13 protein-coding genes are annotated in these 14,166 nt (G+C 44.5%); 11 read left to right on the top strand and 2 right to left on the bottom strand.

Translation table 11 applies throughout. The features are described from left to right. Window positions 1-614 precede the first annotated feature (614 nt). The 3 genes from KI379_RS28970 to rlmH all read left to right on the top strand — a co-directional run bounded on the left by KI379_RS28970 (window position 615) and on the right by rlmH (window position 2,891). Window positions 615-1,868 (top strand): S1C family serine protease, encoded by a 1,254-nt coding sequence (locus tag KI379_RS28970; protein ID WP_212985740.1) that lies wholly within the window; start codon window positions 615-617, stop codon window positions 1,866-1,868. 112 nt (window positions 1,869-1,980) lie between these two features. Further along, window positions 1,981-2,148 carry a CxxH/CxxC protein gene (locus KI379_RS28965; protein WP_076172419.1) on the top strand — a complete coding sequence of 56 codons (168 nt, stop codon included), beginning with the start codon at window positions 1,981-1,983 and terminating at the stop codon, window positions 2,146-2,148. 263 nt (window positions 2,149-2,411) lie between these two features. After that, the gene (rlmH, locus tag KI379_RS28960) at window positions 2,412-2,891 is read left to right on the top strand and encodes a 23S rRNA (pseudouridine(1915)-N(3))-methyltransferase RlmH (protein ID WP_089549497.1); all 480 of its coding nucleotides are present in this window, start codon (window positions 2,412-2,414) and stop codon (window positions 2,889-2,891) included. Between the two features lie 194 nt (window positions 2,892-3,085). On the opposite strand, the gene KI379_RS28955 is transcribed toward rlmH, so the two are convergent. Further along, window positions 3,086-3,760, bottom strand: a complete 675-nt coding sequence (locus KI379_RS28955; protein WP_212985739.1) for a hypothetical protein — start codon at window positions 3,758-3,760, stop codon at window positions 3,086-3,088. Between the two features lie 410 nt (window positions 3,761-4,170). Here KI379_RS28955 and KI379_RS28950 point away from each other — a divergent pair, with 410 nt between their 5' ends. The 7 genes from KI379_RS28950 to KI379_RS28920 all read left to right on the top strand — a co-directional run bounded on the left by KI379_RS28950 (window position 4,171) and on the right by KI379_RS28920 (window position 12,323). Further along, window positions 4,171-4,542, top strand: a complete 372-nt coding sequence (locus KI379_RS28950) for a hypothetical protein (RefSeq protein WP_179232097.1) — start codon at window positions 4,171-4,173, stop codon at window positions 4,540-4,542. Window positions 4,543-4,691: 149 nt separating this feature from the next. Beyond that, the gene (locus KI379_RS28945) at window positions 4,692-5,333 is read left to right on the top strand and encodes a hypothetical protein (RefSeq protein ID WP_076172413.1); all 642 of its coding nucleotides are present in this window, start codon (window positions 4,692-4,694) and stop codon (window positions 5,331-5,333) included. A gap of 168 nt (window positions 5,334-5,501) precedes the next feature. Continuing rightward, window positions 5,502-7,334: a hypothetical protein gene (locus KI379_RS28940; protein WP_212985738.1), complete on the top strand. Its 1,833-nt coding sequence runs from the start codon at window positions 5,502-5,504 to the stop codon at window positions 7,332-7,334. A gap of 100 nt (window positions 7,335-7,434) precedes the next feature. Further along, a complete protein-coding gene (locus KI379_RS28935; protein WP_212985737.1) occupies window positions 7,435-8,004 on the top strand; it encodes a TetR/AcrR family transcriptional regulator in 570 nt (189 codons plus the stop codon). Window positions 8,005-8,122: 118 nt separating this feature from the next. Continuing rightward, window positions 8,123-9,244 carry an ABC transporter permease gene (locus KI379_RS28930; RefSeq protein WP_212985736.1) on the top strand — a complete coding sequence of 374 codons (1,122 nt, stop codon included), beginning with the start codon at window positions 8,123-8,125 and terminating at the stop codon, window positions 9,242-9,244. Then, a complete protein-coding gene (locus KI379_RS28925) occupies window positions 9,244-9,939 on the top strand; it encodes an ABC transporter ATP-binding protein (RefSeq protein WP_212985735.1) in 696 nt (231 codons plus the stop codon). Before KI379_RS28930 ends, KI379_RS28925 begins: the two co-directional genes overlap by 1 nt. Before the next feature lie 260 nt (window positions 9,940-10,199). After that, window positions 10,200-12,323 carry a bifunctional metallophosphatase/5'-nucleotidase gene (locus tag KI379_RS28920; RefSeq protein WP_212985734.1) on the top strand — a complete coding sequence of 708 codons (2,124 nt, stop codon included), beginning with the start codon at window positions 10,200-10,202 and terminating at the stop codon, window positions 12,321-12,323. A gap of 196 nt (window positions 12,324-12,519) precedes the next feature. Here the strand turns inward: KI379_RS28920 and KI379_RS28915 are convergent, their stop codons facing one another. Further along, a complete protein-coding gene (locus KI379_RS28915) occupies window positions 12,520-12,906 on the bottom strand; it encodes a winged helix-turn-helix transcriptional regulator (protein ID WP_076172400.1) in 387 nt (128 codons plus the stop codon). A 211-nt stretch (window positions 12,907-13,117) separates the two neighbouring features. Here KI379_RS28915 and KI379_RS28910 point away from each other — a divergent pair, with 211 nt between their 5' ends. Then, a complete protein-coding gene (locus tag KI379_RS28910; protein ID WP_212985733.1) occupies window positions 13,118-13,708 on the top strand; it encodes an NAD(P)H oxidoreductase in 591 nt (196 codons plus the stop codon). The last annotated feature ends 458 nt before the right edge of the window (window positions 13,709-14,166 follow it).

Below are 14,166 nucleotides of genomic sequence, written 5' to 3'. Positions count from 1 at the left end.
ATATGTTACAATAACTATACCGCATGAATGTCCGCGAAGGCTTGCATACAGCGGGTTTGACTGGTGTCCAGCCTGCAGCATAGCAGGTCGTGCTTCGCCCTTTTTCATAGTTTCATCAGGCTTTACTTTTATTCTAGTCTGTTAATGCTGGAAACATTCCTGTTTCTATGAAAATAAATCTCATATGCTGTATAGAATAGGCTAAAGAATGAATGTTATAGGCCGCCTATCGGGCCGTTATAGCAGGTAGTTCAATGCAAAGCTTTAGTTCAATCTATATAGAAAGAGAATCCGAAGTCAACGTGGGCAAATTCCATACATACAAATGTGAGTGACTGAGACTTCGACGCTTCAAATTTGCTGCTTAGATTCAGCCCAATGTGGTGATGTAAAAAATAAAGGGTCTGCCTCGTGCAACCTTGGTAAGCTGGAAGCAGTTATTAATAGTATAGGCAGCCTGAACGATTAGAAGCTTATAAGAACATGCCGCCACGTCATTAGTTATACGGACCGGTCATTGGCGACGAATATTTTTCATTTCTCGTCAAAGGCATCTGTATGGATGAATCTCACAAGATTTTCGGGATGCGTTACAACAAAGGGGAGAGGATCACATGGGGCTGTTTCGTGACGATTTTTATTCGACCAAAATTTCCAAACGGCGAAGCCTTCGCAAAGTATATCCCGCACAGCGGGTGTGGGGCAGAAGCAGGCGCAGCCGGGGGACGTCCACGCTGTTCGTGGCGACGGTCAGCTCCGTCATCAGTGCGGTGGTGGCGGTGCTCCTGTTCAGCCTCATCACCGGCCTTCCTTCCCATACAAGGGAGACGGCGGCGGTCAGTGCCGTTACTTCAACCCCGCTGGACGGCAGCGGAGATCCGTTCGACCGGCTCGTTCAGGCAGCGGCCAAAGTCCGTCCGACCGTCGTCAGCATCGTGAACTATAAAGATGCGAAGGACGCGGACAAGGGGACGGCCGACCTGGAGGATTCGGCGCTCGGATCAGGGGTCATTTTCAAAAAGGAAAACGGCAAAGCTTATGTCATCACCAATAACCACGTCATTGAAGGCTCACAGGATCTGGAAGTGATGACGGTCGGCGGGGACATGAAAAAGGCAACGCTCGTCGGTACCGATAAAGTGACGGATATCTCCGTCTTGTCGGTGGACGACAAGAACATTGCCGATGTGGCGGAAATGGGCGATTCTACGAAGCTGCGGCTGGGGGAGACGGTGTTTGCCATCGGCAATCCGCTCGGGCTCGGGGATACGCTGACGTCCGGCATCATCAGCTACACCAACCGGGTCGTGCCGGTGTCGCTGAACCAGGATGGCGTGTACGACTGGGAGCAGGAAGTGATCCAGACCGACGCGGCCATCAATGAAGGCAACAGCGGCGGCGCGCTGGTGGACCTGAACGGCAAAGTGATCGGCATCAACACGATGAAGATTTCTGATGCTGGCGTGGAAGGCCTGGGCTTTGCCATCCCGGTCGATCAGGTGATGAAGACGGTGGATGAGCTGATGAAATACGGCAAGATTTCACGTCCTTACCTGGGCGTGTACACCGTGGACCTGAACAATCCGTACGCCCCGCTGGATGAAGACCAGCGCAAGGAGCTGAAGCTTCCGGCTGATGTGAAAGACGGTGTGGTCGTGTTGGATGCCATCGGACCTGCCAAGGATGCGGGGCTCAAGCTAAACGACGTCATTACGGAGTTCAACGGGAACCCGATCAAGACTACGCTGGAGCTGAAGAAGTACCTGTATGACAAAGTGAAGATCGGCGACATGCTCAAGGTCACCTTCTACCGTGCAGGCCAGCAGGAGACCGTGGACGTCAAGCTCGCCGACAAGCCGGATTCCTAAAATAGGACGTGTGATCCGGCCCAAAACCGGATATAATGAGAGTCATAGGTTTTCGGATGATCAACAGCCAGAAAAACGTACATTGTGTGCAATTGTAAGGGGATGCCATTTTATGTTTGTCGTTTGTAAAGACCATGTGGAGCTCGCGATCGATATGTTCGTCGACGAGTACGAGGACGCGCCGGATATCGTGGACCTGAAGGAGACGGAGTTCTCAGACTGGGACCCGCCTGTACAGTGCGCGCACTGCGAACAGCCGGCCAAGTTCCTGGTCGTGTAGCCGCAGGGTTATCAGGAAATGCTATGAAGAGATGAATAGCGATGGGGAGAGCGTGGAGACACGCTCTTTTTTACTTTTTGGAAGAGTGGATAGGGTTCGTGAAATGCACTCAGTAGATAGGGGTTCGCAGGCGATTTTCAAGGGGCTCTTTTCTGGTCGGGAAAGTGTCGTGGCCCCGAAGATTGGAGCGGAATTGGAGTGTCTAAGACCCTATGGGAGTGCTTTATGATGTGAGGACGTAAAAGATAAGTGGAGGGGTATTCATGCTGATTCAAATGATCGGCGTCGGCAAGTTGAAGGAGAAATATCTGGTGCAGGGCATCCAGGAATACGCCAAGCGGCTGACGCCTTACATCAAATTTCAGATGGTGGAGGTCGCGGACGAGAAGGCCCCCGACACCTTGAGCGATGCCGAGGTGTCGATTGTGAAGGAGCGCGAGGGCGAACGCATCCTCGCGCACATCAAAGAGAGCGCGCATGTGATCGCGCTCGCCATTGGCGGCCAGCTCTGGAGCTCGGAGGAGCTGGCCGCCGAGATCGACCGGCTCGGCACCTACGGGACGAGCCATGTCGTGTTCGTGATCGGAGGGAGCCACGGGCTCTCCGATCAGGTGCTGCGCCGCGCTCAGCAGCGCTTGAGCTTCGGGCGCATGACCCTGCCGCACCAGCTGATGCGGCTGGTGCTGGTGGAACAGATTTATCGCGCGGTGAAGATCAATCGCGGAGAACCGTACCACAAGTAGGGCGAAAACTGCTGTTTCCTGCCTGGAGATCTTTAAAAACGTCTGTTTGAGGCATTATGCGTTACCGAATGACTATTGTCAAAAAAATCAATTGTTTCAAAGCCTACTGAATTTGGCGACTGATCCATTCGCTTCAGATTCTTCAGCAAGTGAGAAGTAATTGCATTCAGGATCCGTATGAGCCGTGGATTGCGCTAGCCGGTATATAGTGGTAGTGAAATGTTGCGCTCGATCATAAAAGGGATTAATTTACGAAATGCTATTGTGCTTGCAGCCTGTCCATCCCGTTGATATGCATTATAATCGTTCTCGAAGGTTTCCTGCATTTCCTCCGATAAGTGGCGGATGTATCGATGCGCGCATTCACGTATTTGTTCAGGTGTGCCGAAATCAACCACCAGGTCTAGAACGTCAAGCACATAGAATTCCATTGGATTCGCCTGCGGCAAAAACCATCCAGTCTGGATGACCTCCTCAAGGATCTCCTCAAGATTAGTTTCATACTTGTCCATCAATGGAGCGACCTTATTTTGAATCAACGTGATGATTTCTGCCAGTTCCCGCTCTCGGGTGGCTTCCTTGGCCAAATTCCAAACCTTGCCTTTGTCCCGGAAGTTGCTCAAGCTGATCTCCCAGTATACTTTTCCGCTGTGCGTATTTAAGATTCGGGAATTGGTATTAAACTCCAAATAACTGCCGGCCATATTGGAAGAGTGACTTGAAAAACGTATCTCAGCTGTAAAGGAACCGATTGGTTTGATCATACTTCTTCTGGATTTATTGTATTTGAAACCGCATGGCGCGCAGGCCGCGGCAATCCTGGAACAACATTCCCGAAAAATATCCTTGCCAGTTGGATAATCTGTCATATCGCTTCATCTCCATATTTCTTATTTAGTTTAATCTAAAAAGGTATAACTACACAGCAATATTCATTTGTCTCCAAGCCCTTATTTCCCGTATATAACCTATTTATAATCTTACTGGTATAACAAAAAACGCCGGAAGCCTTTCTTTATGATATAGTAAGAAGTAGAGGGCACCCGATGGGTGCCTTTCGACTTTGCCTTATAGATGTTATGGAGAACCGTATCATAAGTAAGGCGAAACAGCGATTACGGATTCCATATCATCCATCCGCTAGTCAATGCTGCGCGTGGCATCGCTTCATGGGCGCTACGTCTGAAAAGCCGCAGACTCTGGGTGCCCAAAAAGGAATATAATAAATACTTAGAAATTTGTATCTAAACATAGCATTCATGTTGAAAGGAGAATATAGATGACCGTAAAGTTTAGCTTGAGTTATACGGATGGAGATTTCATCGACAACCTAGAAGTTCCAATTTATAAAGTGTATCGCAAGGGTACCTCTTTTCAACTGTATCATTTAAATCGCAACCCTGCTCGTAATGAACACAAAGAATTGCTCGTTATCGATGAATCGGGGATAACACCAGAGAGCATGTTTAAAAGCGTTACAGAATTTTGCGAAAAAATTATCCCCTATTTATTGGATAGGAAAAATGATTCGTTATTTTTATTTGGGGAGTATTATGATGCAGAGAAAGATAAGATGGTGGACATTGATGATATTGAGATTTCCTGTTTAATAGGCGGGGCAGCCATCTTACAAGAAGAAGAGAATAAGTAATGTAGGATCTACAGAGGTAGTTACTGAGGAATATGAATCAATAGATTTTTTTAATTAGGATAATCGTGGCTTAAATATGATGTGGAAACGTGGAGATTTCCTTGCGCGGCCTGAAAGGTACCTCATTAAGTTTCTTGGAGGAGAGTTGAATGCCGTTGGACAATAAAACAAAAGTTTTAGTTGAGCGGACAGACAGTATACTTTATTATGCCGAATCTGACCTATCGAAAGATCAGGGGGCAGGCTGGATCGGCGGAAATGCACCTGACTTTTTTGATGATCAAGATGACCTCATCCATGAAGGTAACCAGAAATATGTTTTTTACTTGACCCTTGTCCATCCCTTTAAACCGGAGAGCATGATTTCGATCTTCATCCCTGAAGACTATGAGGAGTATTTGGAGAACAATATGTATCCTAATTGCTCGATTAAGGTGATAGAGCATCCCATTTCAACTGAAAGCGCCAAAGAGATGTTTACTAATCCAGGCCTTATAAAACATTTCATTTCAGAAGGTGCACTAAGCAATGACAAGAAATCGATAGACCAGCCTTTTTTGATCAAAGTAGGTGGAAACCCGAGACTTATTCAAAATGAAGACAATTATTTTACGAAGCTTAGGGAGGAGTCATTTTCCTTCTTATTTCAGGTAGATGAAGATGGTTACCCCGAAACGTTGGTTCAACATGATTACAACTACCCTTTTGGTTTTGGATCACTCTATATCTTCGCCTTAATAGGAGCGACCGAGATCCAACACCCTGTAGCAGGCTTTTGGCAATTCTCTTGATCTCGCTCTTTTAGATGCTACGATGAACCATATCATAAGTAACAGCGAAAAATAATGGTAATCCTCGTATTCTCAAAACCTATCTATTCGTTATGTCATGCGGTCATGCATATTTTATGGGAATCGCTGCTTTTACAAAATAAACTAACACATCGAGAGTAGGACACTATGGGTTTTAAAGATGAATTAAAACGTGAAATACGTAACGCAATGAAAGATGTAAAAAAAGAAGTACAAAAGACGTGGAGAATTGATTATAAAGGGCATAGTGTTGAAATTATACATGAGCTAAAAAAAGAGTGTCTTATCATTGATGGGGCTACGGTGGATACGAATAAACGAAAATCGATATTTTCATACTTTGTTCCTTATTCCAAATTATCTGGGATTCTTGATCTCGAAGATGGTGTAAAACATACGGTGTCCGTTAAACTGGGTGGTTATATAAGCTTTAACTGTATTGTCACGATTGACAATGTTACGGTGCTGGATGATGCATTGGAGCTTGACTTTCTTCCTTGGAACCATAAGGAAAAGATCGTTCCGTTTATTGAGCGACAAGTTCAAACACACAACAAAATAGTAGATGATGGTTTACCGGATGACGAATATGTATATGATGAAAATCATCCACCAGTGGCTGCAGGTTCATCTGATCATTTCGTAGAAGACATCCCCACTCCATTTTTTGTGAAAAAGCTGTTGAAGCTTTTTAAAAGACAACTCCATCATCCTACGAACAAAACACGAAAGGCAACATACGAAGAAATCATTTCTGACAATATCGCTAGCTACGGTGAGGAATTTATTGAGCGCTTCAAACAAGCTGAGTGGGATGAATCTCTCGTACAACAAGAAGCAATATGGCTTCTAGAACATGCAGCACATAGAGAGGTTGTAAAATTCTCAATCACAGTACTTGGGTGTACGAATTGTGAAAAGTATAAAGAGCTGTTATTCACATTAGGCATGCATGAAGAATTCACATTATATGTCTTATTTGCATTGAAAAATGGAACAAGGGAAGCGAATGACCAAATTTGGCGGCTCGCTCAGTCTGTCCATGGCTGGGGCAAAATTGCTGCAGTTGAAAAATTAGAAGCAACAACGCCAGAAATAAAACAATGGCTGCTGACAAAGGGCTGTGAAAATATCATTAAGAATGAATATTTTGTCTACATGTGTGCCATTAAAGGAGATCTTCCTGCAGCACTAAATCCAGAGATGATCTCAAAACAGCTGTATGATGGAGTGGGTTTAATCATCCAAACTTTACTTCATGAAGATGTGGAACATGATATTGAAGACTATATATTTGAAAAGGCGATTCTTTATCGCTTCTTAGACCATGCTCGTATCCACTGCCAAACCCTTGAAGATTTTTATCCCCTTATGAAAATATGTAAATATATAAATGCTGATGAAATTTGGGGAGAAAGATCTAATGATTGCAGAAGGCAGCAGGAGCGCAATTCTATTCAGAAGGCGATTCAACCATTTATAAATAATCCTAAGTGGTCACAGCTTGCCATGGATACACTACAACAAGATATCGATGTTAAGGCTCTTGAAGTCGCCCATTTTTACCAATTAGACATCATTCCGAATTTGTTTAAGATGCTAGAGATACATCCGACAAATAGCGAGATATATTTTTCCATTATGAGTACAAATCATCGACAGCATATCATAGACCTCTGCGTATTCGCAGAAAATCATTTATCGTTATCAAGCCCGTCAAAAGAAGAAGAACATTGTCTGCGATATATTGTTCAAGATTTACATGAGCATGCAGGAGTGGGGCTACCACTGGTTCAAGCTGCTCTTGAATCGGATACTTTGCTAATGCAATATCAGGCTCTAAGTGTGCTTGAAGAATGGACTCCTTCGATATGGCAACAGCCTAGTATACTTGCTGCTATTAAGAACATCTCGACTACGACAAAAGATAAGTATTACCGCAAGTTAGCAAATCAGTTATTATCTAAATCCCTCGACTAATTTTCGCCGACTATACGTGTTAAGCTGAACCGTACGACAAATAGGGCGAAATTTTTGTTACAATGTAGACTACGGCTAGCAATTAGGGACGGTGATTAACATGGGAAGAAAGCAGGCTTTTACAAAATCAGAGTTGCTTGACCAAACCAAGAAAGTGCTTCTCGAATACGGTTATGAGGGATTTCAACTTAAGTTGTTATCCAAGAGCCTGGTTGGAGCAAGAAGCACGATTTACCAATATTATGCCAACAAAGAAGAGATAGTTGCTGCATGTATGAAACGATCAATGGAAAATGTATTACAGAAGGCGTCGGCTATTGATGAAACGGATTGCATGAATGCCCTTCAACATCTGCTAGATGTATATCTGGAGGAAGCTAGTTTCCATCAATTGCTTGGATATGCTCATAAAATAAATAAAGCCAATTCCGCGGCTGCGGCCAATGATCTTGAATTTGTTGAGCAAGCGCATGAGATTTTAAAAGATCAACTGGAGCGATTGTTTGCTCGTGCTCAGGAAGAGGGACACTTGAATACAAGTATTCCACTTCCTGCGATTATAGGTGTATTTTTTAACCTGATTGAAACTCCCAATATGATGAATATTCCTACACTTCAATGGAGTAAGCTGTTGTACCAAATGTGGCTGGGAGGAGTAGGAAGACGATAGGGAGCACAAATATATTTGACACTCGTGTCATATAAAACCTATAATAAATACGTACCGGACGAAATGTGATTAATTTGACACGCGTGTCATTTATCTGTGCTGAGGAGAGGATTAGCATATGTTTTTGGCATTGAAGGAATTGAGACACAGCAAGACAAGGTTTTTGATGATCGCTATTATTTTTGTGCTCATTTCTTGGCTGGTGTTTATATTGTCAGGTTTGGGGAATGGGTTATCTACGCTTGCGGCTTCGACGTTTAAAACGATGAGGGCTGATTATGTGGTTTTTGAACAAGGGTCTAAGGCTTCAATGAGTAAATCATTATTATCTAATGATTTGTCAGCTAAATTAGCAGAAATGCCGAATGTAAGTGCCGTTTCACCTATGGGAACCATCATGGCATCGGCAATCAAAGGGAGTAGCAAGTTGAATGAGGATAAAGTAGATATAGCAATTGTTGGAATTAACCCGGGGAGCTTTCTTGAGCCGGCGATTATGGAAGGAACGGGGCTGGCATCCGATCAGATGACGAAGGTCATCGTTAATGAGACGATGAAAGACGAAGGATTTAAGCTAGGAGACACCTTCCAATTAGATGGTTCGACGGAATCGTTGACGATTGTCGGCTTCGTCAAGAATCAGACTTATAACCACGTAGCAGCTGTATTTACACCTATTGAAGAGTGGCGTAAGCTTGCGTTTGCGGCACCAGGCTCGGACAAAGGAGTTAAGGACCCCGTCAATGCGATGATGCTTCAAGGTAAAGATATTGATCGGAACACTATCAATGAACAGCTTTCGGGTACCGATACGGTTACTCGTGCGGCAGCGGTACAGGGAATGCCTGGATACAAAGAAGAGAATGGCACTATCATGATGATGCTTGCGTTCCTGCTTGCGATCTCTGCATTCATCATTGGCGTGTTCTTCTATGTATTCACGATGCAGAAGTCCAACCAGTTCGGGATTATGAAAGCGATCGGGGCCAAGAATGGATTCCTAAGTAAAGCCGTCGTCTCACAGGTGTTCGTCTTGTCGCTCTCAAGCATTATCGTTGGCATTTTATTGACTTATGGTACAGCGGCAATCATGCCCAAAAGCATGCCGTTCATGCTGGATACGAGGCTGGTGCTCACGTATTCCATTGTATTGTTGGTGATCTCATTGCTTAGTTCGTTGGTATCCGTTCGCACGATTTCAAAAATTGATCCGCTTAAGGCACTTGGGAGGGTTGAGTAATGACTGAAGGCTTGCAAATAACAACAGCTTCCAAATATTACAACGAGGGATTGAATCGTATTGCGGCATTAGACCGAGTGTCCATAAAAGTGGAGCCAGGTGAGTTCGTCGCAGTGGTAGGTCCGTCCGGTTCTGGAAAAAGCACCTTCCTATCCATCGCGGGTGCACTGCTAAAAGCTTCCGATGGAGAGGTCATACTAAATGGGAAGGACATCTCAAAGCTATCAGGCAAACAACTATCCGATATCCGCTTGCATGAGATTGGTTTCATCATGCAGGCCTCGAATTTAGTTCCATATCTGAGCGTCCTCGATCAGTTGCTTATTGTGAAGCGGATGTCGGGAAAGATTCGTGCAGCAGACAAAGCGATGGCTATAAAGTTACTTGAAGAGCTCGGACTAGGCAATAAGCTGAAGAGCTACCCGGATGAGCTGTCGGGGGGCGAGAAGCAGCGTACCGCCATTGCCCGCGCGTTAATTAACGATCCCAATATCATATTGGCGGATGAACCTACAGCAAGCCTGGATACCAAGCGCGCCCATGAAGTTGTCTCCTTGATTGCCCATGAGGTGAGAACACGCCATAAAGCGGCGATTATGGTCACACACGATGAGCGGCTGCTTACCTACTGCGACAAGGTATACCGGATGGAAGATGGCAAATTATTTCTAGGGGAACTGGAGTCCATCCATTGAACGTCCAGAACCAGGTTCAGAGGCAGCAAGTAAAGAATCTCCAATTCTCGGAAGCGAGATCACAACTTATGAAGTGGCATCAGTAAAAAACCGATAGGCTCCCATACGGCAGACAGGTTATATAAAAAATCCATAATCTTGTTCCATCTCTACCAATCTCCCAACTTTTTTACGTAGATTTGATATATTCTACGACTTCCATGATTTGAATTATGCTAAAATATTTCAGGAACAGAAATTGGAGAGGGGTTTTATAACTCATGTCATGGAAAAAAGTTCTGGGTAAAAGCACCATTCGTGTGGCTACGACTGCTCTATTACTTTCCCAACTGTTTGGCGCAGTAGGTTCTGTCTCTGCTGCAGGTAACGATGTCGAAGTACACTTGATTGGAATCAATGACCTGCACGGTCAGTTGGACACCACATCGATAGTTAGTGACAAAAAGGTCGGAACAGCTCCAATTCTAGCAACATATTTAAAAGAAGCTCAAGCCAAATATGAAAACTCCCTGCTCTTCCATAATGGAGACTCTGTTGGAGCATCCGCCCCCGTCTCATCTCTGGATCGTGATGAGCCTACGATGGAATGGATGAATATGATGGGCTTTGATGTAGGTTCTTTGGGCAATCATGAATTCGACCAAGGTATCGCTGCATTAAAAGCACAAATCTTTGGTGGTCTGGATCCAAAAGAAGGCAAGGTAACCCATGCTGGAGCAAAATTTGATTATGTAAATGCAAACGTCATTGAAACTTCCACTGGCAAACCATTGATTAAGCCATATGTGGTTAAAGAAGTGGGCGGAGTCAAAATCGGATTTATCGGATTAGTGACGAAAGCGACACCTTCTAAAGTATCCCCAGCGGGTACAGCAGGCGTGCGTTTCTTAAGCGCAGAAGAAGAAGTTGCAGCCGTTAATAAATATGCCAAAGAATTGCAAGATCAAGGGGTAGAAACGATCATCGTCCTGGCACATGATCCAGCAACAACCAAAGAAGGCGTAACCACTGGAGAAGCGGCTGATTTGGCCAAAGCTTTGCCTGCTGATTCCCCTGTAGATGTTATCGTTGCAGGCGACAATCATGCTTTAGCTAACGGTGAAGTGAATGGAAAATTGATTGTGCAGGCTTATTCTTATGGTACGGCATTTGAGGATATTAAGCTGATGATTGACCCTAAGACTGGGGACGTAACCGAAAAGTCAGCTGCAGTTACAACAACTTTTCAAGACGGTGTCAAAGAAGACCCTGAATCTTTAGCTATTATTAAAAAATCACTAGACAAGCATCCTGAGCTAACGAAGCCAGTAGGTACGACAGATGGTTCTGTCACTCGTACAGATGCTTATAATAACGAAGCGCCTCTTGGAAACCTCATTGCAGATGCAATGCGTCAGGCAGACTTTGGTGATAAAGCAGGCGCTGCTGACTTTGCATTTATGAATCCAGGTGGGATTCGTGCGGATCTGCCGCAAGGCGATGTGACCTTTGCTGATCTTGCTAAAATCCAACCTTTTGGCAATACTTTGGTGAAACTGGAGCTGACGGGTGCACAAATTCAAACCTTGCTGCAGCAGCAATGGGGTACAAATGCGGACGGTACACCAAACACCAAAACACTACAAATCTCTGGCTTGAAGTATACGGCAGATCTCAATAAGCCAGTTGCTGAACGTGTGACTAGTCTCACTCTTGAAGACGGTACACCGATTGATCCTGGAAAAACATATACGGCTGTAGTCAACAACTTTATGGCAGCAGGCGGAGATAACTATAAAGTGCTGGTGGATGCTAAATCATCCTTAGCCGGTCCGATCGATCTGGATGTATTCTATCAGTACATTGTAGATAAATTTAAAGGTGGCGCTATTCAAGCTAAAACAGAAGGACGTATTACCAACCTAGGTGCATCTACGGAACAACCGGAAACACCTGTTACCACAGAAGTTATTTCTCGTGCCGAGTTTGTCAGTGCTCTAGTAGATATGTTGAAACTAAACCAAGTAGCTGCAGCACCTGCATTCAAGGATGTTGCTGCTGACGCTGCCTATGCAGATGCCATCGCTGAAGCTGCTCATGCCGGATTCATTCAAGGCTACGGTGGTAACTTCAATCCGGATCGTGATATCACTCGTGAAGAAGCGGCTACCATTCTTGCTAAATTGTTGAACAACCCAGTTTCTGATAAAAACGCTGCTGCAATCCTTGCAGGTTTTGAAGATGGCAAAACCGTTTCTGCCTACGCGGTTAAATCTATGGCCACTCTGATTGATAAAGGTATTCTAAGTGCAGCGGATAAAAAATTGCTTCAACCTAAACAAGGTCTTTCCAATAGCGATGCAAAAGCGTTAATTCAAAAGGCTGTCGCGGCAAAGGCTTCATAATGTAGAAGTGATTCATAGCTTATATTAAGACAGAAAAACACATCCCTTTGGTGAAAAGTCTTCTTTATTGATGAACCTCAATTAGTCTCTCATTTCATGGAGAGGTAGGTTTATTTAGAAGAATGCTATATCCCAATTGAGGATGTGTTTTTTTCCATCGGTAATCCCGAATACCCGTTCTTTTAAGTGTGGAAATTTACTTTGAACAGCTTTCAAACTCTTCCAAGACCTTGGATTTGTCGCCATAAACCTTTTCCAGGTGATCCTCTCCCCAATAGCATAAAAGGTCAAGCGCAGGCTTTAATCCCCAGCCGTAGGGAGTTAACGTATACTCCACTTTAGGTGGGATTTCTTGATAAATCTTGCGTGCGACGATCTCATCCTTTTCCAGGCCTCTTAGTTGAGTGGTCAGCATCTTCTGCGTAATGCCGGGGATTAGCCGGCGAAGTTCCGAGGTCCGTTTCGGTCCTGTCATCAAATGATAGATGATTAAAGGCTTCCATTTCCCTCCCATTACTTCTAATGCAGCCTCCACCCCAACTTTATACTTCTCTCGAATGCGATTTTCCTTTTGTTCAGTCATCTTGGATTCCTCCGCAAAAAGGATGTGTTTTCGCTAAGAACATAACTTCTAGGGCATCTATCCAGGGCACTTCCATGTTCCTAGGGTACCCGTATGATCCTATAGAACGTGAAAGTGCGTACTTCCAGGTTATTTTGGCACTGTTTATAATAGCATCAGCCGTTGATCATGGCTACAAGTTAGCTGTTGAGAAAGGAATGAGGATACAAGCATGAATGTATTATGTGTTGTTTCGCACCCGCGAAAAGATTCCCTGACCTTTCAGGTCGCCGATCGTTTCGTACAAGGTCTTGCCGAGGCCGGCCACGACTATGAGATATTGGATTTACACGGGATTGGCTTTGACCCGGTTTTACAAGGAGCGGATGAACCGGATTGGTCTGCAGCCAAACAGTCCTTTTCTCCTGAGGTGGAAAGGGAAATAAGGCGAATGAAGGAGCACGACGCTCTGGCGTTTATTTTTCCAGTTTGGTGGTGGAATTTGCCAGCCATGCTAAAAGGTTATATTGACCGTGTATGGAACAATGGGTTTGCATACGGTTCGAACCATCTTCAGCATCAGCATGTCTTGTGGATTGGTCTGGCGGGCGTTTCCAAAGAACAGATGGAAAAGAGAAATTACGATAAAATGATTACCCATCTGCTCAATGTGGGAATTGCAGATTATTGCGGTGTATCCAGTTCCAATGTTGAATTTTTATACGAGACGTTGGACTCCGATTCCAAGCATTATGAGATGCTGCTTAATCAAGCTTATCACTTAGGGTTGAAATATGCCAAGGAGCGAGGATCCGCAGTATAGAGGTTGGCATTCAGGCCCGGGCCCATAAAGACTCGTTCGGAATAATTGAATTCCTACGGGTCTTTTTTGTTTTGCATTTAGAGACAACCATTAACGTTCCATTAAAGTTGATCCGACCTTCTCACAATCCATTTCCAGCCCGTAGTTGGGCTACATAGAAAGCGTGACCTTATCTGTAGTCTGTTAATATTCAGTAATTATTCAGTAGGAATGAGTATAATCATCGCAAGTCGACTATATTCTCCAAAATTAGACAGAATTAAATGGTCTGGTCATATGTTGATGCACTACACTGAGGAGATTTCGTGATGATAGATCACAGGGAAACTCAGATAACAGGATAAGAAGAGAGCACAACTACATGTGTCACCAACTAGGCCTATCAGCATCTGTGGAGGAGTGGAAAGGAGGGAACTCTGCAAGATTTAGATGATGCAAAGGGCTGCTGGGATCGAGCA

It is taken from the genome of Paenibacillus cineris (assembly GCF_018333335.1).
Classification (GTDB): Bacteria; Bacillota; Bacilli; order Paenibacillales; family Paenibacillaceae; genus Paenibacillus_AQ; species Paenibacillus_AQ favisporus.
Note: the sequence above shows the minus strand (reverse complement) of the source record. Positions and strands in the feature narration are given on the sequence as shown.

Bases quoted from the DNA above. Each gene is read 5' to 3' on its own strand.
- KI379_RS28915 (WP_076172400.1), bottom strand. From the start codon at position 12,906: ATGACTGAACAAAAGGAAAATCGCATTCGAGAGAAGTATAAAGTTGGG.
- KI379_RS28955 (WP_212985739.1), bottom strand. From the start codon at position 3,760: ATGACAGATTATCCAACTGGCAAGGATATTTTTCGGGAATGTTGTTCC.
- KI379_RS28920 (WP_212985734.1), top strand. From the start codon at position 10,200: ATGTCATGGAAAAAAGTTCTGGGTAAAAGCACCATTCGTGTGGCTACG.
- KI379_RS28910 (WP_212985733.1), top strand. From the start codon at position 13,118: ATGAATGTATTATGTGTTGTTTCGCACCCGCGAAAAGATTCCCTGACC.
- KI379_RS28930 (WP_212985736.1), top strand. From the start codon at position 8,123: ATGTTTTTGGCATTGAAGGAATTGAGACACAGCAAGACAAGGTTTTTG.
- rlmH (WP_089549497.1), top strand. From the start codon at position 2,412: ATGCTGATTCAAATGATCGGCGTCGGCAAGTTGAAGGAGAAATATCTG.
- KI379_RS28965 (WP_076172419.1), top strand. From the start codon at position 1,981: ATGTTTGTCGTTTGTAAAGACCATGTGGAGCTCGCGATCGATATGTTC.
- KI379_RS28970 (WP_212985740.1), top strand. From the start codon at position 615: ATGGGGCTGTTTCGTGACGATTTTTATTCGACCAAAATTTCCAAACGG.
- KI379_RS28935 (WP_212985737.1), top strand. From the start codon at position 7,435: ATGGGAAGAAAGCAGGCTTTTACAAAATCAGAGTTGCTTGACCAAACC.
- KI379_RS28945 (WP_076172413.1), top strand. From the start codon at position 4,692: ATGCCGTTGGACAATAAAACAAAAGTTTTAGTTGAGCGGACAGACAGT.
- KI379_RS28925 (WP_212985735.1), top strand. From the start codon at position 9,244: ATGACTGAAGGCTTGCAAATAACAACAGCTTCCAAATATTACAACGAG.
- KI379_RS28940 (WP_212985738.1), top strand. From the start codon at position 5,502: ATGGGTTTTAAAGATGAATTAAAACGTGAAATACGTAACGCAATGAAA.
- KI379_RS28950 (WP_179232097.1), top strand. From the start codon at position 4,171: ATGACCGTAAAGTTTAGCTTGAGTTATACGGATGGAGATTTCATCGAC.